At 67.7% G+C, this 23,771-nt stretch carries 20 protein-coding genes; 9 read left to right on the top strand and 11 right to left on the bottom strand.

Annotated elements, in window-relative coordinates:
• Window positions 1–21 precede the first annotated feature (21 nt).
• The gene (locus ASG64_RS07625) at window positions 22–1,626 is read right to left on the bottom strand and encodes an MFS transporter (RefSeq protein WP_056071691.1); all 1,605 of its coding nucleotides are present in this window, start codon (window positions 1,624–1,626) and stop codon (window positions 22–24) included.
• A gap of 129 nt (window positions 1,627–1,755) precedes the next feature.
• On the opposite strand from ASG64_RS07625, the gene ASG64_RS07620 reads away from it, so the two are divergent.
• Complete coding sequence (locus ASG64_RS07620) at window positions 1,756–2,322, top strand: TetR/AcrR family transcriptional regulator (protein WP_056071688.1); 567 nt, start codon at window positions 1,756–1,758, stop codon at window positions 2,320–2,322.
• Window positions 2,323–2,981: 659 nt separating this feature from the next.
• On the opposite strand, the gene ASG64_RS07615 is transcribed toward ASG64_RS07620, so the two are convergent.
• Complete coding sequence (locus tag ASG64_RS07615; RefSeq protein ID WP_056071686.1) at window positions 2,982–4,388, bottom strand: amino acid permease; 1,407 nt, start codon at window positions 4,386–4,388, stop codon at window positions 2,982–2,984.
• A gap of 136 nt (window positions 4,389–4,524) precedes the next feature.
• Between ASG64_RS07615 and ASG64_RS21875 the strand changes: the two genes are divergently transcribed.
• Window positions 4,525–5,340, top strand: a complete 816-nt coding sequence (locus ASG64_RS21875; RefSeq protein WP_056071683.1) for a DUF5666 domain-containing protein — start codon at window positions 4,525–4,527, stop codon at window positions 5,338–5,340.
• A gap of 48 nt (window positions 5,341–5,388) precedes the next feature.
• Here the strand turns inward: ASG64_RS21875 and ASG64_RS07605 are convergent, their stop codons facing one another.
• Window positions 5,389–10,854, bottom strand: a complete 5,466-nt coding sequence (locus ASG64_RS07605; protein WP_056071679.1) for an ATP-binding protein — start codon at window positions 10,852–10,854, stop codon at window positions 5,389–5,391.
• 214 nt (window positions 10,855–11,068) lie between these two features.
• Here ASG64_RS07605 and ASG64_RS07600 point away from each other — a divergent pair, with 214 nt between their 5' ends.
• The 4 genes from ASG64_RS07600 to pyrE all read left to right on the top strand — a co-directional run bounded on the left by ASG64_RS07600 (window position 11,069) and on the right by pyrE (window position 13,752).
• Window positions 11,069–11,698, top strand: a complete 630-nt coding sequence (locus ASG64_RS07600) for a hypothetical protein (RefSeq protein ID WP_042574268.1) — start codon at window positions 11,069–11,071, stop codon at window positions 11,696–11,698.
• A gap of 55 nt (window positions 11,699–11,753) precedes the next feature.
• A complete protein-coding gene (locus ASG64_RS07595) occupies window positions 11,754–12,551 on the top strand; it encodes an SDR family NAD(P)-dependent oxidoreductase (RefSeq protein WP_056071676.1) in 798 nt (265 codons plus the stop codon).
• A gap of 69 nt (window positions 12,552–12,620) precedes the next feature.
• A complete protein-coding gene (locus tag ASG64_RS07590; protein ID WP_056071674.1) occupies window positions 12,621–13,205 on the top strand; it encodes a hypothetical protein in 585 nt (194 codons plus the stop codon).
• Between the two features lie 10 nt (window positions 13,206–13,215).
• Complete coding sequence (gene pyrE, locus ASG64_RS07585) at window positions 13,216–13,752, top strand: orotate phosphoribosyltransferase (protein WP_042574170.1); 537 nt, start codon at window positions 13,216–13,218, stop codon at window positions 13,750–13,752.
• A gap of 3 nt (window positions 13,753–13,755) precedes the next feature.
• Here pyrE and thiD read toward each other — a convergent pair whose 3' ends face one another.
• From thiD to ASG64_RS07555, 6 genes are all read right to left on the bottom strand, one after another.
• A complete protein-coding gene (thiD, locus tag ASG64_RS07580; RefSeq protein WP_056071670.1) occupies window positions 13,756–14,544 on the bottom strand; it encodes a bifunctional hydroxymethylpyrimidine kinase/phosphomethylpyrimidine kinase in 789 nt (262 codons plus the stop codon).
• Between the two features lie 68 nt (window positions 14,545–14,612).
• The gene (locus tag ASG64_RS07575) at window positions 14,613–16,076 is read right to left on the bottom strand and encodes a hypothetical protein (RefSeq protein ID WP_056071669.1); all 1,464 of its coding nucleotides are present in this window, start codon (window positions 16,074–16,076) and stop codon (window positions 14,613–14,615) included.
• 190 nt (window positions 16,077–16,266) lie between these two features.
• Window positions 16,267–16,878 carry a sortase domain-containing protein gene (locus ASG64_RS07570; RefSeq protein ID WP_056071666.1) on the bottom strand — a complete coding sequence of 204 codons (612 nt, stop codon included), beginning with the start codon at window positions 16,876–16,878 and terminating at the stop codon, window positions 16,267–16,269.
• Entirely contained in the window at window positions 16,865–18,709 is a 1,845-nt protein-coding gene (locus tag ASG64_RS07565; RefSeq protein ID WP_082518351.1) for a hypothetical protein, read from the bottom strand. The genes ASG64_RS07570 and ASG64_RS07565 overlap by 14 nt, the downstream gene beginning before the upstream one ends.
• Window positions 18,710–18,863: 154 nt before the next feature.
• Window positions 18,864–20,111, bottom strand: a complete 1,248-nt coding sequence (locus tag ASG64_RS07560; RefSeq protein WP_042574165.1) for an MFS transporter — start codon at window positions 20,109–20,111, stop codon at window positions 18,864–18,866.
• Window positions 20,108–20,578 carry a MarR family winged helix-turn-helix transcriptional regulator gene (locus ASG64_RS07555; protein ID WP_056071660.1) on the bottom strand — a complete coding sequence of 157 codons (471 nt, stop codon included), beginning with the start codon at window positions 20,576–20,578 and terminating at the stop codon, window positions 20,108–20,110. Before ASG64_RS07555 ends, ASG64_RS07560 begins: the two co-directional genes overlap by 4 nt.
• Before the next feature lie 62 nt (window positions 20,579–20,640).
• Here ASG64_RS07555 and ASG64_RS07550 point away from each other — a divergent pair, with 62 nt between their 5' ends.
• A complete protein-coding gene (locus ASG64_RS07550; RefSeq protein ID WP_056071657.1) occupies window positions 20,641–21,267 on the top strand; it encodes a lysoplasmalogenase in 627 nt (208 codons plus the stop codon).
• Here ASG64_RS07550 and ASG64_RS07545 read toward each other — a convergent pair.
• Together ASG64_RS07545 and ASG64_RS07540 are read right to left on the bottom strand one after the other, a co-directional pair.
• Window positions 21,251–21,754: a methylated-DNA--[protein]-cysteine S-methyltransferase gene (locus tag ASG64_RS07545; RefSeq protein WP_442970482.1), complete on the bottom strand. Its 504-nt coding sequence runs from the start codon at window positions 21,752–21,754 to the stop codon at window positions 21,251–21,253. The two genes, ASG64_RS07550 and ASG64_RS07545, sit on opposite strands and share 17 nt — an antisense overlap.
• Window positions 21,751–22,176 (bottom strand): hypothetical protein, encoded by a 426-nt coding sequence (locus ASG64_RS07540; RefSeq protein WP_042574161.1) that lies wholly within the window; start codon window positions 22,174–22,176, stop codon window positions 21,751–21,753. Before ASG64_RS07540 ends, ASG64_RS07545 begins: the two co-directional genes overlap by 4 nt.
• A 98-nt stretch (window positions 22,177–22,274) precedes the next feature.
• On the opposite strand from ASG64_RS07540, the gene ASG64_RS07535 reads away from it, so the two are divergent.
• Both ASG64_RS07535 and ASG64_RS07530 read left to right on the top strand, forming a co-directional pair.
• Window positions 22,275–23,063 carry an SDR family oxidoreductase gene (locus tag ASG64_RS07535; RefSeq protein ID WP_042574160.1) on the top strand — a complete coding sequence of 263 codons (789 nt, stop codon included), beginning with the start codon at window positions 22,275–22,277 and terminating at the stop codon, window positions 23,061–23,063.
• Between the two features lies 1 nt (window position 23,064).
• Window positions 23,065–23,739, top strand: a complete 675-nt coding sequence (locus ASG64_RS07530) for a TrmH family RNA methyltransferase (RefSeq protein WP_042574159.1) — start codon at window positions 23,065–23,067, stop codon at window positions 23,737–23,739.
• Window positions 23,740–23,771: the final 32 nt, after the last annotated feature.

The following is a 23,771-nucleotide window of genomic DNA, read 5'->3' as shown; positions in this document are numbered from 1 at the left end:
GTCGACGGGTCGAGCCAGACTTTACCGCCGGGGAACCCGCGCTGCGGCCAGAACCGAGTCGGCGGCAGGCTTCCACGGCATGAAGATCGCCACTGCCACAGCGCACGCCAGGCACGCGGACACCGTGACGTACGACGCGAACTGGAATCCTTCGAGGCTCGCGGACTTCATCGCAAGTATCAGGTCGGCCTTCTGCTGCTCGAACAGCGACGGTGTGGGCCGTTTCGCCATCTCGATCACGGCGATGACGGTTTCCCGGGCAAAACCCTTCTCGCCGTCCGTCATCAGCGTCGACGGCACCGCGTCGACCAAGGGGGAGACACGGGAGGTGTAGATCGACGCCACGATCGAACCGAGAACCGCCACGCCGAGGGTGCCGCCGATCTCGCGCGTCGTGTCGTTGACGGCCGATCCCGCTCCCGCACCGTCGAGGTCGACGGCCGACATGATCGAATCCGTCGCCGGTCCTTGGACTATCGCGAGTCCGAGGCCCATCAGCACCATCGAGAGCAGCACGGGACCGAAGTACGGGGTGTCCACCGTGGTCTGTCCGGCGATGAACATTCCGGCGCTGACGATCATCAGGCCGACGACGATGACGGCGGTCGTTCCGATGCGCTGGGCGATGAGAGTCGCCACGGGGGCACCGACGGCGACGGCCACGGCGAACGGGAGCGAGTGCAGACCGAATTCGAGCGGCGAGTATTCGCGGACGCCCTGGAAGTACTGCGTGATCATGAACAGGAACCCGAACATCGAGAAGTATCCGACGGCGATGGACAAGGCCGGGAGCGAGAAGCGTCTGTTCGAGAACAGCGACAGATCGAGAACGGGAGCGTCGGTTCGCTTCTCCCAGAGGATGAATCCGGCGATCGCGACGGCCGACAGCAGGTATCCCGCGAGGGAGTAGGCCGAGAGCCACCCGCGGTGCGGAGCTTCGATGATGGTCCACACCAGGGCGGTGATGGCGACGAGAGACGAGATAAGCCCGATGGTGTCGAATCGTCCGACATGTTCGGCGCGTGATTCCGGGATGAACGCACGTGCGGCGGCGGCCACCAGAAGCGCGACGGGGACGTTGATCCAGAACACCGAGTGCCACGAGAAGTGCTCCAGCAGATAGCCTCCCGCTGTCGGGCCGATGGCGATGGCGAAGCCGGCCATCGCGGTCCAGGCGGCGATGGCAAGGGCTTTCTCACGGGGATCGGTGAAGATCGTGATGATCATGGCCAACGTCGCAGGGAAAACGGCAGCTGCGAACACGCCCATGACGGCCCGTGCCGCGACGACCTGTCCGAGGTCGGACGAGAGCGCGCCGACGATGGAGAGTGCGGCGACACCCAGCAGGCCGGTGATCATGACGCGGCGACGGCCGTAGCGGTCCCCGAGGTGACCGAGTGCGAGGAGGAAGCCGGCGAAGGTCAGCGTGTACGCGTCGACCACCCACTGCAGTCCGCTCATCGATGTCTGCAGTTGCACGCCGATCGACGGCAGCGCGACGTTGACGATGGTGTTGTCGAGCACGACGAGCAGTTCTGCCGCGCAGATGACGAGGAGTGCCACGGCGCGACCTCGTCCCGACAGTCCCAGTCGTACGGGTTCGAGTGATGCGTGATGACGTGCCATGGGCCCTCGCTCCGAGTAGAGTTATGCGAACTGGCATAGAAGTGGAACGAAAGCTAGCTGTGTCGGGAAGTAACGGTCAACGACATGTGACGGCACGCACAAACGAGTGATCGAGGGGTCCTACAACACATGGCACGGACGTCGACGCGGCAGAAGATGATCACCAGCGCGGTGGAACTGCTCCGTGAGAGGGGCGCATCGGTGACGGTGGACGCGGTGCTCGAACGGAGCGGAGCGCCCAGAGGCTCTGTCTACCATCACTTTCCCGGCGGACGCGCCCAGATTCTCACCGAGGCGCTGGACGCGGCGGGCTCCGTCATCACCGGGTTCATCGAGTACTCCGCCGTGGACGGTCCGATCGTGGCTCTGCACCGATTCGCCGACTTCTGGAAGACCACACTGGTGGACAGCGACTACATCGCCGGGTGCCCCGTAGCCGGAGCGACCCTCGGCGGCGGTGACGACAGCGACGCGATGCGCACAGGATCCGCCGCGATATTCGGCCGGTGGATCGACGCGATGACCGCCGCGCTCGAACGCGAAGGCGTCGACTCCGGCAGGGCCCGAAGGCTGGCATCGATGTCCATCTCGGCCTTCGAGGGCGCCATAATCCTGGCCAGGACCTTGCGGAGTGTCGAACCGATCGACGATGTCGTCGAAGAACTGAACCTGATGCTCGAGTCGTTGGCGCGCTGAGGGGTCGCTGCAGGGGGTGTGCACACCGTCTGTGGTGAGCGCACACCCTGTACGGCTGACTGCAGAGGGTGTGCGGTTGATGGTGGGGGTGTGCGCACCTCTGTCATGGGTGCTCAGCGGTGCCGGGACGTGTCCGCCGCGGGCGCACTGCAGGGGTTGTGAACACCCTTTCTGGTGAGCGCACACCCTGTACTGCTGACTGCGGCAGGTGTGCGGTTGACGGAGGGGGTGTGCACTCGGTTGCCGTGGGTGCGCAGGGATGTCGGAGCCACACCGTCGCCGCCGGGTGCGCTGCCAATGGCGTGCGCCTTGCCCGTGAGTGCTCAGCGATGCCGAGACGTGGGCCTCCGCGTTGCCGGGTGTGTTGCTGGTGGTGTGCACACGGGTTCGGTGAAGCGCACACCCTCTACCGCTGACTGCAGCAGGTGTGCGGTCGACGTAGGGGGTGTGCACTCAGTTGCCGTGGGTGCGCAGCGGTGCCCGAAGCCCACATCGACGCCGCCGGGGTGCGCTGCCGAGAGTGTGCACACCCCCTCCGCAAAGCGCACACCCTCTACCGCCGGCTGCAAAGGGTGTGCAGTTCACGCAGCAGGTGTGCGCACCCCCTGCAGGCCGCGACGACACCCCTGCAGGGCCGCGACGACGCCCACCGAACCGACTCAGATGCGCACTGCCTCCCGCGACGTGACGCGTCGCTGGCGCAGGATGCCGGCGACGACGGTGACGGCTGCCAGCACTGCGGACAGGCCTATCGCTGTGCGCTGCTCCGGCATGATCACCATCATCACCAGAACGAACACGATGAAGCCGATGGCGAGATAGGTCAGCCACGGGTACAGCCACATGCGCACCGGGGGCCGTCGATTCTCGCGATCGAGGGTGCGGCGCAACACGAGCTGGCTTGCCGCGATGGCCAGGTAGACGAACAGGGCGACGGCGCCCGTGGTCGCCAGCAGGTAGCCGAACAACTTTTCCGGCAACGCGTAGTTGCCCACCACGGCAACGAAACCCAGTGCGGTCGACGCCAATACGGACACGTACGGAACGCCGCGACCGGAGACCTTGCGCACCACTGCCGGGGCATCGCCGCGCTCGGACAGCGAGAAGAGCATGCGGCTCGCCGTGTACAGCGCAGAGTTCAGGCACGACGCCACCGCGGTGAGGATGACGACGTCCATGATGCGATCCGCGTGCGGGATGTTCATCTGGCCCAGAACGAATTGATACGAACCGGTTTCGGCGTCGAGCTCCATGGACGGAACCAGCGCGACGACGATGAAGATCGAGCCGAGGTAGAAGATCATGATGCGCCAGATGACGGAGTTGACGGCCCGCGTGATGCCCTTCTTCGGGTCCGGCGACTCGGCCGCGGCGATGGTGACGATCTCGGTGCCCATGAAGGAGAACATCGTCGTCAACATGGCGGCGATGACCGCCCCGAAGCCGTACGGCATGAAGCCGCCGTTGGCCCACAGGTTCGAGATACCGCTGACGTCGCTACCGGGCAGCAGACCGAGAATCGCCAGCACACCGAGAACGATGAATCCGATGATCGCGACGACCTTGATCAGCGCGAACCAGAACTCGAACTCACCGTAATTGCCGACACTCAGAAGATTGGTGACGGTGAGGACCAGCGTGATGGCCAATGCCCAGATCCACTGGTCGCCGCCGATCCACGACGACATGATCAGTGCACCGGCGGTGGCCTCGACGGGAATGACCAGCACCCAGAACCACCAGTACAGCCACCCGACCGAGAATCCCGCCCAATGTCCCAGTGCCCTCGTGGCATACGTGGAGAACGAGCCGGTGTCCGGATTCGCGGTGGCCATCTCGCCGAGCATCCGCATCACGAGGACGACGAGTATTCCGGCGAACAGGTAGGACAGCAGCACCGCCGGGCCGGCGAGGTTGATCGCCGTGGCGGAGCCGACGAACAGTCCGGCGCCGATCACTCCGGCGATGGAGATCATCGTGATGTGCCGTGGTTTCAGGCTGGTGCCCAGTGAACCGGGTTGGCCGGTCGAGGCGACTGGGTCCGCGTCCTTGTTGTCTATCGACATGGGAAGTCTCCTTGTGAGAAGCGAACCTTCCGAGTCGATCACATCGGACGGGTCGTCGCATGGTCACGGGACATCTCGTCCGGTTTGCCCGAATACGACCCGATTCGCCCACGCGCGGCGGGTCTACCCTGGTCGCATGACCACGCCGCGTGACAACGACGATTCGGCTCGTGACCGCGATCAGCCGACCGAGTACCTCGAGACAGGTCATCCGGGGTACACCTCGGACCCGACTCAGGCGTACGGCCGGCAGGAATACCGTCCGACCGAGGCATTGCCGACCGGCGACTACTACGGTAACCAGCAGGGCTACCCGCAGCAGAACTACACCGGCCAACAGAACTACACCGGCCAGCAGGGCTATCCGCAGCAGAACTACACCGGTCAGCAGGGCTACCCCCAGCAGGGCTATCCGCAACAGCCCCCGCAGTACGGCGAGGCACCCTTCCTCGACGACGGCAACGGCAAGAACCCGAAGTCACCGAAGACCGCACTGATCGTCCTCGCGGCTCTGGTCGTCCTCGCGGTGGTGGGATTCGGGGCGTATCTGGTCTTCGACTCGCAGTCGTCCTCCCGCACTGCCGCGCCGGCCATCACGCCGCGCTCCGCGGCCCCCACGACGACGCCGCCGACCACGACACTTCCCGCGCCGACGTCCGGGTCACTGCCGGGACTGGACAGCATTCCCGGCGGTCTGGGCGAGGCGTTGGGATCGCAGGGCGCCTCCATCGGCACGATCACCTCCAACGACGGCACGACGATCGTCATGGACGGCATCGGCGGATCGTCGGTGACGGTGGTGACCGACGCGAACACTCAGATCGTGGCGCTGGGGGCATCGACGGTGGCGGATCTGCAGCCGGGAACGTCGATCGTCGTGCAGGGCACACCGCTTGCCGACGGCCGCATCACCGCCGAGGTCATCGTCAGTACGGGTATCGGCTTCAACTAGAACAGCCGCGCCCTTCGATGAGCGAAGGGCGCGGCTGCACGAGTGTTCCTACTGACGTGCCATTCCGCGTTCGATGGCCGCGACGATCTGCGGGCGCAGTTCGGCGGCGGCGACGATGTGGTGCACCGACCCGACGGTGCGGGCGCGCTCGATGTTGTGCACTGCCTCGAACTCCGATGCCACCTCACCGAGCTTCTCCGAGCGGACCGCGGTGCGCGTGGCCGACAGTTCGACCTGCAGGCGGGCGCGCTCGGTGTCGTCCTCGGAGGAGTTCATGCGTGCCTCGAGGTCGCGGACCGACGGGTCCGCCGCGGTGCGCTTGTTGACGTCGCGGGTGAACACGACGGCTGCGGCCGGGGCGCCGCCGAGAACGGAGGCGAAGGAGCCTTCGACGGCGAGCACCTCCATGTTCTCGTTCAGCGCACCGGAGAACACGACGAAGGCGCCGCCGTGGTAGCGGGAGACGACGCAGAACACGATCGGGCCGTCGAAATTGACGATGGCACGGCCGATTTCGGCGCCGTACTCCAACTGGAGGTTGCGCAGCGACTCGGGTGATCCGTCGAAGCCGGACAGGTTCGCCAGCACCACCAGGGGCCGGTTGCCGCTGGCCGCGTTGATCGCGCGAGCCGTCTTCTTCGACGAGCGCGGGAACAGCGTTCCCGACGTCCACTGGTCCGGGCCGTCGGCCGGGAACCATCCCTTGCGGGGGATGGCCCTGGACTCGATGCCGATGACGGACACCGGGTATCCGGCGAGGTGCGCGTCGAAGACGACCGAGGTGTCGGCGTCGGCCATGTCGGCCCAGCGCTCGAGCACCGCGTGATCCTGGTCGACGACGGCGCGCATGACGGTGCGGATGTCGAACGGCTTCTTGCGCTCCGGGTTGGTGGCGGAGGAGAAGATGTCGCCGACGGTCTTGAAGTCGCTCGACGGGTGCACGTGCGGGTAGGTCCGGACGTCGCGGTCCACAGGGTCGACCGTCGTGGTGCGACGCGGGAAGCGTTCTCCCGGTGCGCGATACGCGTGGTCGTAGTGCGCGAACAGGACGTCGCACGCTGCACCGAGGTTGGGCGCCCAGTACTGCGCCTGACCGTTGGGGCCCATGACGCGGTCGTAGCCGCCGATGCCGAAGTTGTCCTCCGCCGACACTCCACCCGAGTAGTCCAACGACTGCTTGCCGGTGAGCACCATGGCGCTCTCCGGGGTCATCACCAGGATGCCCTTGGTGTGCATGAGCATCGTCGCCTCGGCGTTCCAGTACGGCTGAGCGCCGACGTTGATGCCGGCGACGATCACGTTGATCTCGTGGCCTGCCTGCGTGAAGGTGATGATGCGGCGCAGTGCCCGCGACACCCAGTCCATGTTCTCGGTGCCGCTGCCCATCGAGATGGTGGCACCGGAGGAGAGTGCGAACCATTCGACCGGGACGTTCATCTCCTCGGCCAGGTCGATCGCGGCGACGACGCGAGCGCACTCGGCCTCCGCCACCGTGCCCAGGGCCTTCGTGGGATCACCGAACAGGGCGACGCGGGTGATGCCCTCGGGGTACAGCGTGGTCGGTGTCGACACCAGGCCGACGATGATGCCCGCGGTGTTCTGACCGTACGGCCGCGAGATCGGTTGCAGCGCACCGCTCTCGTCGAGGTCGTACTCGACGAAGGATCCGTCGCGCTTGGTCAGCACCGGGATCAGCTCGTACGGGTAGACGGTGCCGCGGGCCTGTGAACGCTGCACGTTCTGGGTGTACGTGTCCAGCGGACGCATGGGCTCGGTCGGCGGATCGGTGATCTTGGTGACGACGCCGGTGCCCGGACGGTACGAGAAGCGCAGAGCCTGCGGCGTCGGTTCCGCCCCGGGACGCACCGGGACGCGGGCGAGCATCGTGATCTCCTCGAGGCCGGCGGCGACGGTGAGGGGCGCGAGATGCCGTGCGACGGTGCGCAACTTGTCCAGCGGCAGGTCGAGCACGGGCCACACGTAGAGAACGACGCGGTTGTGGTCGAGTCGCCGGTTGCCGCGTCGAGCCTGTGCCCGCCGGATGCCGTCGAGGCACGCGGAGATCGTGCGCTCGAACGCCGGAACCGAGACGACGTTGCCCTGGGCGTCGAACTGCACTGCGGCATCGCGGATCTCGGCCAACGCGACCAGGCGCTCGTCCTTCGGATTGTCCTTGGACACCAAATCGAACAGGTACGTGCCGGGTGCCGACGGGATGCGGGTGCCGTCGAAGTTCTTCAGGCGCCACAGATCGAGTCGCTGTCCGGTGAGGGGATGCAGGTCGCGCAGGGACATGTCCTCGGTGAGGACGCCCCCCTGCGGACGGAACGTCACCTGTCGCGAGATGCCGGTGCCCTTCCCGAACACCGTGACGGTGACGCGTCGCCACGTGGTGGTGACATCGTGCGCGGCGATCTCCGCGCGCAGTTCCTCGACGACCTGGTCGCCGTTCTCCGGGGCCGTCGGCCACGCGAGGTAGACGTCGACGGCGAGGTTCTCGGGGGCCGGTCCCGCGGTCTCCGCCAATGCGGACAGGGTGGCGGACAGTCCGTCGCGGTCGGTCATCGTCGAGAGCAGGTTGACCTTGCCGCCGACGAGAGTGAAGGTTCCCGACACATAGTGCCGCCCTTCGCGATCGAACGCCTTCACGTCCTCGAAGTTGCGGATCTCGTAGTACTGGCGCGTGATCACCTCGAGCAGCGCGCCGGGATCGGACATGCGCTGCGAGAGCAGCTCGACCAACGGCTCGCCCGTGGCGACGAGGGCGTCGATACGCTCCTGGTGGTCGTCCGCGTCGGGGTTCTCGGACAGGTACTGAAGGCTGCCGCGGACACCGTCGTAGACCTGCTCGCGGGCCTTGCGGATCTGCGGCTCGTCGAACAACTGGAAGCGCAGGTTGCGGGCGACGTCTCCGATGACCGGGTACCGCACCTGCGTGGCGACGACGAGGCGGTCGAGCACCTCGCCGACGGCGCCGTCGGCATCCGGGGCGACCGACGGGTCGGCGATCCAGCGCTCGAGGAGCGCGGCGATGGCCGGGACCTGGTTCTCGATGCGCTGCTGCGCCAGGAACAGTCGGTAGACGGCTTCTTCGAGGTCCGTGCCTCGTTCGAGGTCGTTCTTGTCGTAGTGGCGCAGAACGCGAGCCAGCTTGTCGCGGAACTCGTCCGGCAATCCCTGCACGTCGGCGTCGAGAGACTGCAGGAACGAGTGGAAGTGCTCCCGCGGGCTGTGGACGCGCTCGTCGGTGTCCTCTTCGTCCATGGTCGGACGGTTACGGGTCAGCTCGCACATGTCGGCGAACGTCGTCAGCAGATCGAGCTCTGCCTTGACCAGCTCGCCGTCGCCGCGGGGGAGTGCGCCGCGCAGGGCGTCGTACTCGGCGATGGTGTCCAGAGCGCGCGAGGCACTGACGTCGTAGCCGCTGAGGAGAGCGCGCAGTTCGTCCAGACGAGCGAGCGCGTCGACCCGGTCGTCACGGACGGCGTCGGCACACGGTGAGCGGAACTCGACGCGTGCCGTGGTCGACGCGGCGGCCTGCTCGCCGATGGGATCGACGCGCAGCAGCGCAGCACCGTTGTCGACCTGAGCGTTGACGATGGCGAGAACTTCGCTGACCCGACCGGCGGTGGTGGCCCGGACTGCGGTCTCCATCTTCATCGCCTCGAGGACGACCAGCGTGGCGCCGGCCTCGACGACGTCACCGACGGCGACGGGTACGGCGACGACGACGGCGGGAGCCGGTGCGCGGACCAACCCGGCCTCGTCCTGGGAGATCTGGTGGCTGATGCCGTCGACCTCGACGAGGTACCCGGCCGGGCCGGGAACGGTGACGACGGAGTAGCGGGTGCCGTCGATGTCCGCGCGGCGCTCGAAGGTGCCCAGGCGCTCGACGTCGATGGTGATCTCGCGGTCGTCGACGGACACCAGGTAGCGGTGCGGACCGACCTGGCCGACGGTGATGCGGTAGCCCTGGCCCTGGTAGTTGAGCTCGACGGTCCGGCCGATGTCGTGGCTGGCGCGGGGACGTCCACCGCGTGCGGAATGCAGGAACTTGATGCGCTCTCGGGCCTCGTCCGCGTCGTAGGCGTCGACGGCCGCGGCGACGAGCGCGACGTCGGAGACGCGTGTCGGGCCCTCTGCGGTGCCGGCGCCCGTGCGATCGAGCCAGCCGGTGTCGGCCGTGGCGTCGATCAGTTCCTCGCGGTCGAGGAGGTCGAGCAGGAAGGATTTCGTGGTGGTGCCGCCGTCGATGACGACGGTGGTCTCGCGCAGTGCGGTTCGCAAGCGCGCCAACGCTTCCGAGCGGTCGCGTCCCCACGCGATGATCTTCGCGACCATCGAGTCGTAGTCGGGCGGGATGACGTCGCCCTGGGCGATGCCGGTGTCGACGCGCAGGCCGGATCCGAGGGGGAACTTGAGCAGCCGGACGGTGCCGGGGGCGGGAGCGAAGCCGTTGTCCGCGTCCTCCGCGTTGAGGCGGGCCTCGACGGCGTGGCCGAACTCGGACGGGCACTCGCCCTCGAGCGCATGGCCGCCGGCGACGAGGATCTGCAGCTTGACCAGGTCGAGGCCCGTCGTCACCTCGGTGATGGGGTGTTCGACCTGCAGGCGGGTGTTGACCTCGAGGAAGGTGAAGATCTTCTGCTCGGGCTGGTACAGGTACTCGACGGTGCCGGCGCCGTGGTAACCGGCCGCGCGGACCAGTTCGGCCGACGCGGTCCGCAACTCGTCTGCCTGCTCCTTGGTCAGGACGGCGGAGCTGGACTCCTCGATCACCTTCTGGTTGCGACGCTGGATGGAGCAGTCGCGGACGCCGGGGGCCCACACGTTGCCATGGGTGTCGGCGATGACCTGGACCTCGACGTGGCGTGCCTCGGTGACCAGACGCTCGAGGAAGACGACGGGATCGCCGAAGGAGCGCTCGGCTTCACCCTGCGTGCGCTCGAGAGCGAGTTCGAGCTCGTCCTCGGCGAAGACCTTGCGGATACCGCGGCCGCCGCCGCCGCTGCGCGCCTTGATGATGAGGGGGTAGCCGATGGCCGCGGCGTGACGACGCGCATCGGCTCGGGTCTCGACGGGACCACCACTCCACGGCGCGACCGGCACGCCGACCTTCTCGGCGAGGATCTTCGCCTCGACCTTGTCGCCCAGCAGACGCATCGATGCCGCGGACGGTCCGATGAACGTGATGCCCAGGCGTGAGCAGACGTCGGCGAAGGTCGGGTCCTCGGCCACGAAGCCCCAGCCGACCCACACGGCGTCGGCGCGCGCCTCGACGAGCGCACGTTCGAGTTCGGCGTAGTCGAGGTACGGGTTCTGCACGCCGGTCTTGTGCAGCGTGACGGCCTCGTCGGCCTGGCGTACGAACATCGCCTTGCGCTCGGCCTCGGTGTGGAGTGCGATGACACGCAGGGGTTCGGTGGAGCGAGATTCGCTGTTCAGTTCGCGTACTGCTCGGATGAGGCGCACTGCTGCTTCGCCTCGGTTGACTACTGCTATGCGTGTGAACATGCGCTCCGCCGTCTCGAATGGAATGTGTCGTCCGGCCCAGTGTGACGTCCTCACGGCGTACTGGCGAGTACATCCGAATATGGTGGCGTGAGGTAGTGATCGGTCACTGACCTCGGCAGATGCGTTACCAGTCGGTATACCGACGGGTAATGCAGCGGCGGGGCGGATCCTTGTGCCGCGCGCGGGAAAAGTACAGTGGAGGGCGATGACAGCGATGTGGTTCGGCCTTGCTCTGATCGCACTTCTGGGTGCGGTGGCTCTGCTGTACATCGACCGTGCCCGTCGTGGGCAGCAGGGACGCGTGCGTCAGATCTGGGCGAAAGCCCAGGGCTACCACTACGTTGCGGCCGATCGCGACCTCCCGGCGACCTTCGGTCGCGCGGTGATGGCGAACCAGGAATTCCTCGGTGCCGTGGACGTGGTCGAGGGTGTCCGGCGCGGCGAGGAGTTCGTTCTCTTCGACCTCGAGGACGCGGCGACGGTCATCGCGGTCCGACGCGAGGTGGGCTCGGACGTGGACATCGATCTGCGGTCCAGGACGACACCGCCTCCCAAGGACGCCGACATGCAGTTGCTCGGGTCGTTGGGGCCTCGCATCATCTTCGCGACCGATCTCGATGTGGCCCGCCGGGTCTGTGACCAGCGGATGGTCGCCTTCACGCACTCGGTTCCCGACGTGGTCCAGCTGCTGTGGAGCGAAGGCGAATGGACGCTGGGGACGGTGCCCATGGGGAGTACGGGACGCGAATGGGACGCCGCCATCGACACGGTCACCCGGTTGTCCGGCCTTCTTCACGTCCTGCCGCCGTCCCGCCGGCGGACGACGCCCCGCGCCGAGAACTGACGAATTCGTCAGCCACCCTGTCGGGTGAGGAAGCTCACCGGCTAGTCTCGTCCGCATGTCGTCTCCGACGCCGCGCACGACGCGGCCCATCGCCCTCGTCACTGGTCCCACGTCCGGAATCGGCGGGGGATACGCCCGCAGACTCGCCGCCCGTGGCCACGATCTCGTCCTGGTCGCTCGGGACACTGCGCGCCTCGAGGCGCTGGCGCAGGAACTGACCGACGCCTACGGCACGTCGTCGGAAATTCTCTCGGCCGACCTGTCCACCGACAGCGGACGCGCGATGGTTGTCGAGCGTCTGGAACAGGGCGTCGAGGTACTGGTCAACAACGCCGGGTTCGGCACGTCCGGCGAATTCTGGACGGCGGATCCGGCGGCACTCCAGCGCCAGCTCGACGTCAACGTCACGGCCGTCATGCAGTTCACGCGGGCCGCGCTGCCGTCGATGATCGCCGCTGCCTCGGGCACCGTCGTCAACGTCGCGAGCGTGGCCGGCCTCCTGTCCGGCCGCGGATCCACCTACTCGGCGTCCAAGGCGTACGTGGTGTCGTTCAGTGAAGGCCTCGCCGGTGGTCTGGCAGGAACGGGCGTGCGCATCCAGGCTCTGTGCCCGGGCTTCGTGCGGACCGAATTCCACGAGCGCGCGGGCATCGAGATGTCGACGATCCCGAAGTTCATGTACCTGTCCGTGGATCAGGTCGTGGATGCGTCGTTGAAGGACCTCGACAAGAACACGGTCCTGAGCATTCCGGGGCTTCAGTACAAATCACTGACTTCGGTGACGCGTCTGGTGCCTCGTTCCATCGCCCGTCGCGCAGCGTCGCTGGTAGGCAGCGCTCGCGGTCGAACGTAGGCCTGTCGGCGGGGGGCCAACCCTCGACCTCGGGTCGACGGTGAGGCGTGACGTCGCTATGTTTCCAGTGTGACTGTTGTGGCCCTCGTGGCGTTCCTGATGATCATCGGCATCGTGTGGATCATGTCCGTCGTGCGTCGGACACGTCGATCCGCCGACACCGTGGCGGCCGGATTGCACTTGCTCGAGATCGAGCTGGATCGCCGCCGCGCGGTGATCCCCGACCTGGTGCGCGCCGCTGTCGACGCCGAGATCGACAGGGCTGCGGTCAACCAACTGGTCGGAGCGCGGTCCTGGTCCGCGATGATGCGGGACCGTCGTTCCGAGCTCGGTGATCGCGCCGCCGCCGAGAACGGACTGTCCGTCGCGTTGCACGACGTGGTGTTCGAGGGGCGCGCGAGTGGACCGACCGGCTGGGACTTCGCTGCTCCCGCAACGGAACTCGATCACATCGAGCACCGGATCGCCGGCGCGGTCCGCGTCTACAACACGCAGGCGTCGATTCTCCGGTCCCTCGCGGGGTCGCCTCTCTCGCGTCCGATCGTGCGAACTCTCGGCGTCCGTGCGCCCGACCTGTTCGCCGAGACCGTCGACATGTCCGGCGAGGGAGCGCACGTGCCCGCCGTGAGGACACCGCAGCGAGCGACCCGCTAAGTTCTTCTGCGTGAGCGCTACCGAGAAGTCCGAACTGGCCGAGCTCGTCCGCGATCTGGCCGTGGTGCACGGCAAGGTGACCCTGTCGTCCGGCAAGGAAGCCGACTACTACGTCGATCTCCGCCGCGCGACGCTCCACCACCGCGCCGGGGCCCTGATCGGTCGACTCATGCGAGAACTCGTCCAGGACTGGGACTTCGACGCGGTCGGCGGACTCACCATGGGCGCCGACCCGGTGGCGATGGCCGTGATGCACGCGCCCGGGCGGGAGATCGACGCCTTCGTCGTCCGCAAGGCCGCCAAGGCGCACGGAATGCAGCGGCAGATCGAGGGCCCCGACATCGTCGGCAAGCGTGTGCTGGTCGTCGAGGACACCACCACGACCGGCAACTCGCCGCTCACCGCCGTCGCGGCGCTCCGCGACGCCGGTGCGACCGTGGTCGGCGTCGCCACGGTGGTCGATCGCGCCACGGGAGCCGACGCCGTCATCGCCGCCGAGGGTCTCGAATACCGCTCGCTGCTCGGGCTCGCGGACCTCGGTCTCTGACGATTACTGCCAGCCGACCGCGGTGAAGGGTGCGGCGGTGGTGATCCGACCGACGATTCCGGCGTGCGCGAAGTCCTTCGCCGTTGCCACGGCGTCGTGGACCGACGCTCCCTTGGCCAACTCCGCGGTGATAGCTGCCGCGAATGTGCACCCGGCCCCCGACACGCGTTCGTCGCCGATCTTCGGCGCCCGGAACACCGTGACGTCCTCACCGTCGAACAGCACGTCGACGGCTTCGTCGCCGGGCAGGCCCGCGCCACCCTTGACCACCACGTAGCGGGGGCCGAGATCGGCGATACGGCGCGCCGCCTCGCCCAGGTCCTCGACCGTCTCGAGGGACTCCATGCCCGAGAGAGTCTGCGCCTCGAACAGGTTCGGGGTGACCACGGTGGCCAGCGGCAGGATGTCGGCGCGCAGGGCGTTGTCGGTGTCCAGTGCAGCGCCGGGCTCCTGGCCCTTGCAGATCAGAACCGGGTCGACCACGATGTGGCGCCACGACTGCTGTCGCAGCGAATCGGCAACGGTCGCAACGGTACCCGGTGTCCCGAGCATTCCGATCTTTACAACGTCGAGCGAGTGGGCGGCCGTGGCCGCCTCGATCTGATCGGCGATGACGGCGCCGTCGACAGGGACGAAACGGTGGCCCCAGTCGGCTTTCGGGTCGAACGAGACGATGCACGTGATGGTGCCGACGCCGTAGACACCGAGACGTTCGAAGGTCTTCAGGTCGGCCTGGATTCCGGCGCCTCCGGTGGCTTCCGATCCAGCGATCACGTAGGCGAGTGTCGGCATGATGGGGGCTCCTGAGGTGAGATGGTTCCACCAGTATCTCAGGAGCCCCCGCCGCTACTCGGGGTGTGTCAGGAGTTCGACTTCTTGCGACGCGACAGCGCGACCGCACCGCCGACGCCTGCTGCCGCGACCAGCGCGACGCCGGCGCCGATGGCGACGGTCGACGTTCCGCCGTCCTCCTCGCTCGCGGGTGCGGCGAGGCTGGTCTCGGACGACACCAGCGAGATCTCGGGCAGCTCGCCCGCGACGATGACGTTGCCCTTCTCGTCGTCGGTGAAGTAGTCGACGACCTTGAACGTGCGGGTCGGTCCGTCGACGTAGAAGCCGATCAGACGGACGCCCGACGCGGTCACCTCGACGGTGGTGCTGTCGATGGCCGCAACCTCGACGTCCTCCTTCGTCTCGTCGCCGACCTCGAGCGTGACGGTCTCCTTGGCGGCGTTCTCCGCGGCAGCCTCGTCGGCGGCCTTCTTGTCCGCGGCATCCTTCGCAGCTGCCTCGGCCTCGGCCTTCGCTGCTGCGGCGGCCTCGGCTGCTGCTGCCGCCTCGGCGTCACCGGCTGCTTCGAGCCGCTTCGCGTTCTCCTCGGCGACCGTAGCGGCCACCTGCGTCGTCGCGGCCTTCACGACGGCGGCGAAGAGCGTCGAGGCGCGGGCGTACGCGGACTGGATGGCGGTGGTGACCTTGGCGGCGTCGAGAGTCGCGACGGCGTCGCCGACGGCTTTCAGGGAGTCCTCGGCGGCCTTGGCTGCTTCTTCTGCAGCGGTGCGCGCTGCGGCTGCAGCCTCTGCCTTCGCGACGGCGTCCGCACGAGCTGCCTCGGCTTCGGTCGGGTCGGCGGCGGTGTCGCCCTCGGTCTCGTCGGCCTTGTCCTTGGCGGCGTCCGCCTCGGCCTGTGCCTTGTCGGCGTCCGCCTTCGTCTGTGCCGCTGCAGCTTCCGCGGCGTCGGCGTCTTCCTTGGCCTTGGCGGCGACGCCCGCGGCGACGATGCTCTCCTGCTCGGCGACCGACGCCGATTCCTCGGCCTTCGATGCCTCGAGCTCGGCCTTCGCCTCGTCGACCTCGGCCTCGGCAGCGGCGTCGCCGCCCTGCGCTGCGGCGATGGCGTCGTCGAGGAATGCCTGCGCCTTCTTGATGGCGTCGACGGCGGCCTTGGTGGCGTCCTTGGCCACCTGCAGTGCCTTCTTCTCGTCCTCGGTCAGCTTCGCGTCGATGTCGATCTTGATGGACGAGTTGCCCTCGTCGTCGACGACGACGGATCCGGTCACCTGCGGCAGCGGACGGGCGGGCGGAGCCGTGGTCGGCACGGTGGTCGAGGTGGACGAGTCCCCGGCTGCCGGGGCTTCCTCGGTGCTCGACGGCGCAGGAGCCTCGGTGGTGGTCGTCGCCGATTCGCTGCTCTCGGAGCTGTCACCCGGTGTGTCCTGGGCGAGCGCGACGGACGGTGCGGCAACGGCGAGAGATACCGCGAGCACGGCGCCGGCCGCGGCGAGGCGGGTCTTCCGAGCGCGAACGATGGACTTTTCCGACATGAATGGCCTTTCGATCACAGGAAACGACAGTGAATGCCGAACCCGAGAAGCGTGAGAATGGTGTGCGCGTCCCCTGACGAACAGAACGTACCTTCCGGTTCGCCCATCTCTTTACTCGGATTTTGCTTCGTCATCGAAGTGTGACCTTTGGTGCAGCCGATGTTCATGTGGTGTATGTGACTGTCGTGACTCACTTTCCGCTGGTGAGCTGCGCAACCACCACGTAGTTGTTCGCGGTGGGCTCGCCGTTCCGCACGTCGCAGTTGGCCAGGATCAGTCGGCCCGGGACCTGTGCCCGAAGCTCGTCGTCACCCAGCAGCGACCCTTTCGGCAATGGCCCGACAGTCTGCACGCCATAGGACAGCACGCCGTTCGGAGTTCGGAGGAGAACCGTGTCATCGGGTGCGACGGCTTCCAGCGCGCGGAAGGGAGCGACGCGCGACGAGTAGTTGTGACCGGCCACGACCACCGTCTCGGCCGTCTCGGTGCCGGGCATTCCGCTCTCGCCCCACCACGCCGGACGCTCGTCCGCGGGATTGAGCTCCTGACCGGTCGAGCCGCCCCGGACGATCGGATCGGGATACATCTCTGCGCTCAGGTACGTGGCGCCGTCGGGAGTGCGCAACTCGACCAGATTCGGTGGAGCCGGCGCGATGACGGACGACGGCTCGGCGGCCAGCTGGGAGGACACGGCAGACCGGGCGGGGGCGGACACCGACGTGTCCGCCCCGCACCCGGTCAGTGCGGCGCCGACCACCAGGGCCGACGCCAGGAGCGCAGAGTAGTGGCTACGCCGACGCATCGTCGGACGCGCGGCGACGCATGAACACCACACCGCCGACAGCGGCCGCACCGAGAACGGCGGCGCCGCCCAGAAGCGCGGGAACTGCCGCGGATCCACCGGAGCCCTCGCCGCTGCCCGAGTCGCCCAGTGCCAGATCGACAGCGGGCAACGAGCCGGCGACGACCGTGTTGCCCGCGTCGTCGGTGGTGAAGTAGTCGACGGTCTCGAAGGTGGCACCGTCGGCCGCCTCTCCGTCGAAGACACCGATCAGCTCGGTCCCGGTCTCGTCGACCGACACCGTGGTGTCGTCCACCTCGGTCACGGGCACATCGGTGGCGACGGTGTCACCGAGCTTGATCGTGATGGTGAACTTCGGGCCGCTCGCGGCGAGCTCGGCTGCCTTCGCCTTCAGGTCGGCGTCCGCCTTCGCTGCCGTATCGGCGGCAGTCTTGGCAGCGTCCGCGGCGGTCTTCGCCTCGGCCGCCGCGGTCGTCGCGGCCGCCAGATCGGTCTTCGCCTTCTCGGCTGCCGCAGCCGCCTGAGTCGACGCTTCCGCTGCCTTGGTAGCGGCCGCCTCGGCGTCCAGCGCCTTCTTCTCGGCGGCATCGGCCGCGGCCTGAGCACTGGTCTGATCGGTTGCCGCGGTGGCTGCTGCCGCAGCTGCCTTCTCGGACTCGGCCCGCGCTGCATCCGCGGTCGCCTTCAGTGCATCGGCGTCGGACCGGGCCTTCGCGGCGGCGGCGACAGCGGCGTCGTCGGCCGTCGTGGCGTCTGCGGCGATCGCTTCCAGTTGCGTCGCCAGCTCGGCGGCGCGGGTGGCCGCCACCTGCGCCGACGCGGCCTTCACGACGCTGGCAGCGAGGTCGGCCGCCTTCTGGCGCGCAGCCGACAGCGCCTTCGCGATGTCGGCGGCCTTGCGTGTCTCGAAGGCTGCGGCGACCGCAGCTGCCGCATCCCGCGCCTGTGCCGCGGCGGTCTCGGCGTCGGCACGAGCCTTGTCGGCAGCGGCCTGCTTCGTCGTCGCGTCGAGGCGTGCGGCCGCAGCTGCGGCGTTGTCCTCGGCGGACCCGGAGGCTGCGGCCTTCGCTTCGAGATCCTTGGCGGCGGTGTCGGCCTTCTCGAAGTCGGCGGCCGCGGCGGTTGCCTTGTCGGCTGCGGCCTTCTCCGCGTCCTGCGCGGCCTTCGCATCGGCATCGGCCTTCTTGGCCAGACCGGAGGCGATGACGGCTTCCGCCCGCGCCTTCGCCGCGTTCTCCGCAGACGTCGTCGCGTCGAGCGCGGCCTTCTTGGCGTCGACGTCGGCCTTGGTAGCCGCGTCGTTCGCATCGGTGAAGTTCGCCATCGCCTCGTCGTACTCCGCCCGCGCGATCGCGGACGCCTCGGCGGCTGCCTTGGATGCCGTGGCGGCGTCCTCGAGGGCCTTCTTCTCGGCGTCGGACAGCTGCGGAATGACGTCGACAGTGATGGTGGTGTTGCCCTGCTCGTCGACGACGACGGCCCCGGCGATCTGGGGGAGGGGTCGCACGGTCGAGGGGGCCTCGGGGACTACCGCCGGGGCAATTCCCTGAACGGGAGGAGCCGGGTCGACCACAACGGGTGCGGGAGCGACGGGTGCGGGAACGATCGGAACCTCGTCGACGGGCGGTTGCTCCTGGTCCGGCGCGGTATCGGAGCCCTCCTCGCCGCCGGAGGGAGCGGGCGGATCAGAGGATTCCGAGGACTCGCCCGAACCCGTCCCGGGCTGCGCGACCGCTACGGCCGGCGCAGCGAGGGCGAGGGAGACGGCGAGGGCTGCACTCGCGGCGACGAGGCGTTTCCGACGAAACCTGACGATCGACTTTTCCGACATGCGAACCATCCTGGGGTCGTGGATATTCGGCGGTTCACCGCCGAACGAGAGAACACTGGTGCGGTGTTCGGTCCCCCGACCCGGTAGGAAACCTACCCGACGGTTCGCTCTGCATGTGGCAATTCGATTACTTCCCCATCGGAAACAGTTGCCGTCAGTCGCCGACGGTGAGCGCTGTCGCCTCGTCGACGCTGTGCGGTGCAGGGTCGTGATCGTCGACGTGAGCAAGCACCTTCCGGCCGGTCGCCAGGACGCCGATGGCCACGAACGTGCAGGCAGCACCCACCCAGAACGGGACGTGAACGTTGGATTCGCCGAGCTTGCCGGCAAGGTAGGGCGCTGCCGCACCACCGGCGAATCGGACGAAGCTGTACGCCGCGGACGCAGTGGACCGCTCGACCGGTGCGGAGATCATGACGGTCTCGGTGATGAGTGTGTTGTTGACGCCGAGGAACAACCCGGCGAGCACGACGCACACGATCAGCACTGTCTTGTTCTCGGTGAACAGCGCCATCGCGGCGAGGTCCACGGCGAACAGCAGGAGCGCCAGCATCATCATGTTCAGCGTGCCGAACCGGCGCTGCAGACGAGGTGCGACGAACACCGATGCCACCGCGAGGGCGAGTCCCCAGCCGAAGAAGATGAAGCCGATGGCGTAGGTCCCCAGGTCGAGAGGGAACGGGGTGTACGCGAGAAGCGTGAAGAAGCCGTAGTTGTAGAGCAGCGCGGTGATGCCGACGGTGAGCAGTCCGCGGTGGCGCAGTGCGCGGAACGGATCCGCGAGAGAGGTTCGATGCGTGGGCTTCTCTCCCTCGGGCAGCATGACGACGAGCAACACCACGGCCACGGCCATGAGCACGGCGACGCCGAAGAACGGTCCACGCCAGCTGATGCTGCCGAGGACGCCGCCCACCAGCGGCCCGGTCGCGATGCCGATACCCAGAGCGGCCTCGTACAGGATGATCGCGCGGGCGACTCCGCCGCTGGCGGCACCGACGATGGTGGCGAGGGCCGTGGCGATGAACAGGGCATTGCCGAGCCCCCAGCCGGCGCGGAATCCGACGATCTGGGCGATCGTGCTGGACGAGCCGGCGAGTGCGGCGAAGACGATGATGATCGCCAATCCGGCCAGCAACGTCTTCTTCGGCCCGAAGCGCGACGACACGACGCCGGTGACCAGCATCGCGACACCGGTGACCAACATGTAGGAGGTGAAGAGTAGCGACACCTGCGACGGTGTGGCGTCCAGCTGCTCGCCGATGGGCTTGAGGATGGGATCGACCAGGCCGATGCCCATGAACGCGATGACGCTCGCGAAGGCGACTGCCCAGACGGCCTTCGGCTGCTGCAGAAGGCTGGGCTGCTCGGTGGACTCGGCGGTCCTGTCTGTCGTCGATGTCACGACTGTTCCTCTCGTGCGGTGTTCTTGAGTACCGATCGCAGATCGTCGAGGCCCTCGACGATCCTGCGGAGCTGGGCTGGATCGGGTCGATGCAGGTGTTGCAGCAGTCCATCGCCGATGGCACGTCGCGACTCGGCGAGCCACGTCCGACCCGACTCCGAGATCGCGACGACCACCGCGCGGGAATCCGTCGGATCGGAGGTGCGCGTGACGAGGCCGTTGTCGCCCAGCGTGCGCAGCAATGCTGTCGCGGACGGCTGCGAGCACCGGTCGAGGCGGGCGAACTCGCTCACGCGGATGGCGCCGTACTCGTCGAGCAGGGAGAGGGCGCGTGACCACGTCCGGGGGTGATCGGTCGGCGACACCGAGGCGGCGAGCCGGGTGAAGCGGGACGTCGACGTGACCAGCTCGGAGAGCAAGTCTCGGAGTTCCGAGGTTCGGAGTTCGTCGGTAGCAACTGTCTGCACGATCGATAACGTTACATTGGCTAACTATCGAAATCCAGCGGTCGAGTGGCTACGGTGTCGTGATGCGCCTCACCGATGCGTCCTACACCGATGCCGCCTACGCCGCTGCTGCCGTCGCCACCGTGGTCGGTGCCGCCACTCACCGGTCGCGTCTGCACGCCGTCGCCAAGCCGTTGTTGATGCCGCTCCTGGCCGTGCGGTCCGGGGCGCACCGGCAACCGCTGCTCGCTCTCGGCCTCGGAGCCGCGACCCTCGGCGACATCGCGATGATCGATCCCGACGACGATCGACGGTTCACCCTCGGCGCGTCCTCGTTCGCGGTGATGCAGGGCTGCTGGTCGATCCTGCTGTATCGCAACGGCTCCCGGCCACACAGTGCCGACGTCGCACCGCGCGTACTCGGATGGGCTGTGGGCGCGGTCGTTGCCACGAGATGCTCGCCGACCGTCGCGCCGGTGTCGATGGCCTACGGGATCGCGCTGGGCACGATGTCGGTACTGGGCGCCGACGGGGATACGCGCGCCGTCGTCGGGTCGACGCTCTTCACCGTCTCCGATGCGCTGGTCCTGGCCCGGCGCGTGATCTCCGACGATCGCGCCCGGACGGCGCTAGAAGCGGTGGTGCTGACGACCTACATCGCCGCGCAGTACGCGCTCGTCGACTCGCTGACCGTCAGCCGAAGAGAGTAGGGGAACCGGACTCGAGGTCGAGGAGCAGACGTTTGCGCTCCACACCACCGGCGAAACCGGTGAGGCTGCCCGACATTCCGATCACGCGGTGACACGGGACGACGATCGACAGCGGGTTGCGGGCATTCGCGGACGCGACCGCCCGCACCGACGTCGGCCGCCCGATCGCCCGTGCCAGGTCGGAGTACGTCCAGGTCTCGCCGTACGGGATGGTGCGCAGCGCGGCCCACACCGACTGCTGGAACTCCGTTCCCACGGGGTCGAGGGTCAGCTCGAACCGACGTCGGTCACCGGCGAAGTACTCCGACAGCTGGGTCGTGATCTCCTCGAAGCCCTCACTGGATCCGAGTCCCAACCGTCCGACCGCCGGAGCGGGCTTGTGCGCGGGAAAGTAGACGCCCGCGAGCGCCGACCCGGCTCGGACCAGCGTCAGGTCGCCGACGGGTGTCGCCACGACGGTATGGACTCTGTCGAGAGCGCCGGTCACATCCATATCCTCGTGCGGTCGGCCGGATCGACCTTCACCGGGATCGTCGCACCCACCTCGAACGTGGACGACGGTTCGCGTCGACGCACCAGTCCGGGATAGCTGTCGGAACCCGGAACCGTGATGACGACGTCCACCTCGGTCATCGGAGCGGTCGCGGTACCCACCGTGCGCACGTCCTCGATGACAGCCCACCCCTCGACCCCGTCGCGGAGGAGTCGACGGTCCTCGGCGGTGGGACGGCCGGCGACCATCATTGCGAGTCCCAGCGCTGCGCCGAATCCGGCGACCAGACCGGCGATCTGGTACGGCACGGTTCCGTCCGGAGATCGGGGGAGCAGGACGAACACCCAGACCGCCAGGACGACGATGTAGGCGGCGGTGACGATCAGCAGCGCCCTACCGATGCGTTCGTGATTCATCAGTGGTTCCTTCCGGGCGACTGCTCGATCCTACTCGGCAGTAAGTTTTCTGCTCACCGCTCTGTTGCTGCTCAGCCCGACCCTTTACTGTTCATCTCATGTCTCAACCTACTGTCTTCATCACCGGCGCAGCAGCCGGCATCGGACGCGCTACCGCCCTGACGTTCGCCGCGGCCGGCTACCACGTCGGTGCATACGACATCGACGAGACCGGGCTCGCCTCGCTGGCCAAGGAGATCGCCGCCAAGGGGTCGACCTCCACCACCGGAATCCTCGACGTCACCGACACCGCGCAGTTCACCGAGCGGCTGAAGGAGTTCGACGAGGCAGCGGGCGGACGACTGGACGTGTTGATCAACAACGCCGGCATCCTGATCGCCGGGCAGTTCGCCGAGCAGGCCATCGAGACGCACCGCAAGCAGTTCGACATCAACGTCGGAGGCGTGCTCAACGGTCTTCTCGAAGCGTTCCCGTACCTGAAGAAGACCCGCGGCGCCCAGGTGGTGAACCTGTGCTCGGCGTCGGCGATCTACGGCCAGCCCGAGCTCGCGACGTACGGCGCGACGAAGTTCGCCGTCCGCGGACTCACCGAGGCACTCGATCTCGAGTGGCACCGGCACGACATCGCGGTCAAGGCGATGTGGCCGCTGTTCGTCCAGACCGCCATGACCAAGGGCATCGAGACGGGCACCACCGGATCGCTGGGCGTCAAGCTCACCGCTCAGGACGTCGCCGACGCCATCTTCAAGTCGGTCCAGCCCTCGAAGCGGCTCTACCACAAGGTGCACTTCCCGGTCGGGATCCCGTCCAAGGCACTGTCCATGGGCTCGCGTTTCTCCCCCGTGTGGCTGACCCGCGAGGTCAACCGCCGCCTGTCCCACACCTGAGTTGACCGAGAACGACCGGACCGACGAAGCGGGTGCCACCGAGTGGGGTGAGCACCCGCGCGGAGCACCCGCCTGGGACGTCGAGCGCGACGGACCCCGGCCCACCGATCCGCGCTACGACCCCGAACTTCTCGACGAGGGGGACCGGCGCAACGTCGTCGACGCGTATCGGTACTGGACACGCGAGGCTATCGTCGCGGACCTGGACACGCGTCGGCACCCGATGCACGTGGCCATCGAGAACTTCGCGCACGACGCCAACATCGGCACCGTTGTCCGCACGGCCAATGCGTTCGGAGCAGCCGTCGTGCACATCGTCGGACGCCGGCGGTGGAACCGCCGCGGTGCGATGGTCACCGACCGCTACCAACACATCGAGCACCACGCCGACGTCGGCGAACTTATGGCCTACGCCGCCGAGGCCGGTCTGACCGTCGTCGCCGTCGACAACGTGCCGGGATCCGTGCCGCTCGAAACCGCCGTACTCCCGCGCGAGTGCCTGCTGCTCTTCGGCCAGGAAGGCCCGGGCGTGACACCGGACGCTCGCGCCGCCGCGTCGATGACGGTGTCCATCGCCCAGTTCGGATCGACACGCAGCATCAACGCCGGCGTCGCCGCGGGCATCACGATGCACACCTGGGTCAGGCAGCACGCCGATCCCGGCCTGGCCTGGTGAAGCCGCCAGGGGCGTACTGGCAAGATCGAACC

Origin of the sequence: Rhodococcus sp. Leaf247, from assembly GCF_001426185.1 — a bacterium.
Lineage (GTDB): Bacteria > Actinomycetota > Actinomycetes > Mycobacteriales > Mycobacteriaceae > Rhodococcoides.
Note: the sequence above shows the minus strand (reverse complement) of the source record. Positions and strands in the feature narration are given on the sequence as shown.

Bases quoted from the DNA above. Each gene is read 5' to 3' on its own strand.
- ASG64_RS07625 (WP_056071691.1), bottom strand. From the start codon at position 1,626: ATGGCACGTCATCACGCATCACTCGAACCCGTACGACTGGGACTGTCG.
- ASG64_RS07620 (WP_056071688.1), top strand. From the start codon at position 1,756: ATGGCACGGACGTCGACGCGGCAGAAGATGATCACCAGCGCGGTGGAA.
- ASG64_RS07615 (WP_056071686.1), bottom strand. From the start codon at position 4,388: ATGTCGATAGACAACAAGGACGCGGACCCAGTCGCCTCGACCGGCCAA.
- ASG64_RS21875 (WP_056071683.1), top strand. From the start codon at position 4,525: ATGACCACGCCGCGTGACAACGACGATTCGGCTCGTGACCGCGATCAG.
- ASG64_RS07605 (WP_056071679.1), bottom strand. From the start codon at position 10,854: ATGTTCACACGCATAGCAGTAGTCAACCGAGGCGAAGCAGCAGTGCGC.
- ASG64_RS07600 (WP_042574268.1), top strand. From the start codon at position 11,069: ATGTGGTTCGGCCTTGCTCTGATCGCACTTCTGGGTGCGGTGGCTCTG.
- ASG64_RS07595 (WP_056071676.1), top strand. From the start codon at position 11,754: ATGTCGTCTCCGACGCCGCGCACGACGCGGCCCATCGCCCTCGTCACT.
- thiD (WP_056071670.1), bottom strand. From the start codon at position 14,544: ATGCCGACACTCGCCTACGTGATCGCTGGATCGGAAGCCACCGGAGGC.
- ASG64_RS07575 (WP_056071669.1), bottom strand. From the start codon at position 16,076: ATGTCGGAAAAGTCCATCGTTCGCGCTCGGAAGACCCGCCTCGCCGCG.
- ASG64_RS07570 (WP_056071666.1), bottom strand. From the start codon at position 16,878: ATGCGTCGGCGTAGCCACTACTCTGCGCTCCTGGCGTCGGCCCTGGTG.
- ASG64_RS07565 (WP_082518351.1), bottom strand. From the start codon at position 18,709: ATGTCGGAAAAGTCGATCGTCAGGTTTCGTCGGAAACGCCTCGTCGCC.
- ASG64_RS07550 (WP_056071657.1), top strand. From the start codon at position 20,641: ATGCGCCTCACCGATGCGTCCTACACCGATGCCGCCTACGCCGCTGCT.
- ASG64_RS07540 (WP_042574161.1), bottom strand. From the start codon at position 22,176: ATGAATCACGAACGCATCGGTAGGGCGCTGCTGATCGTCACCGCCGCC.
- ASG64_RS07535 (WP_042574160.1), top strand. From the start codon at position 22,275: ATGTCTCAACCTACTGTCTTCATCACCGGCGCAGCAGCCGGCATCGGA.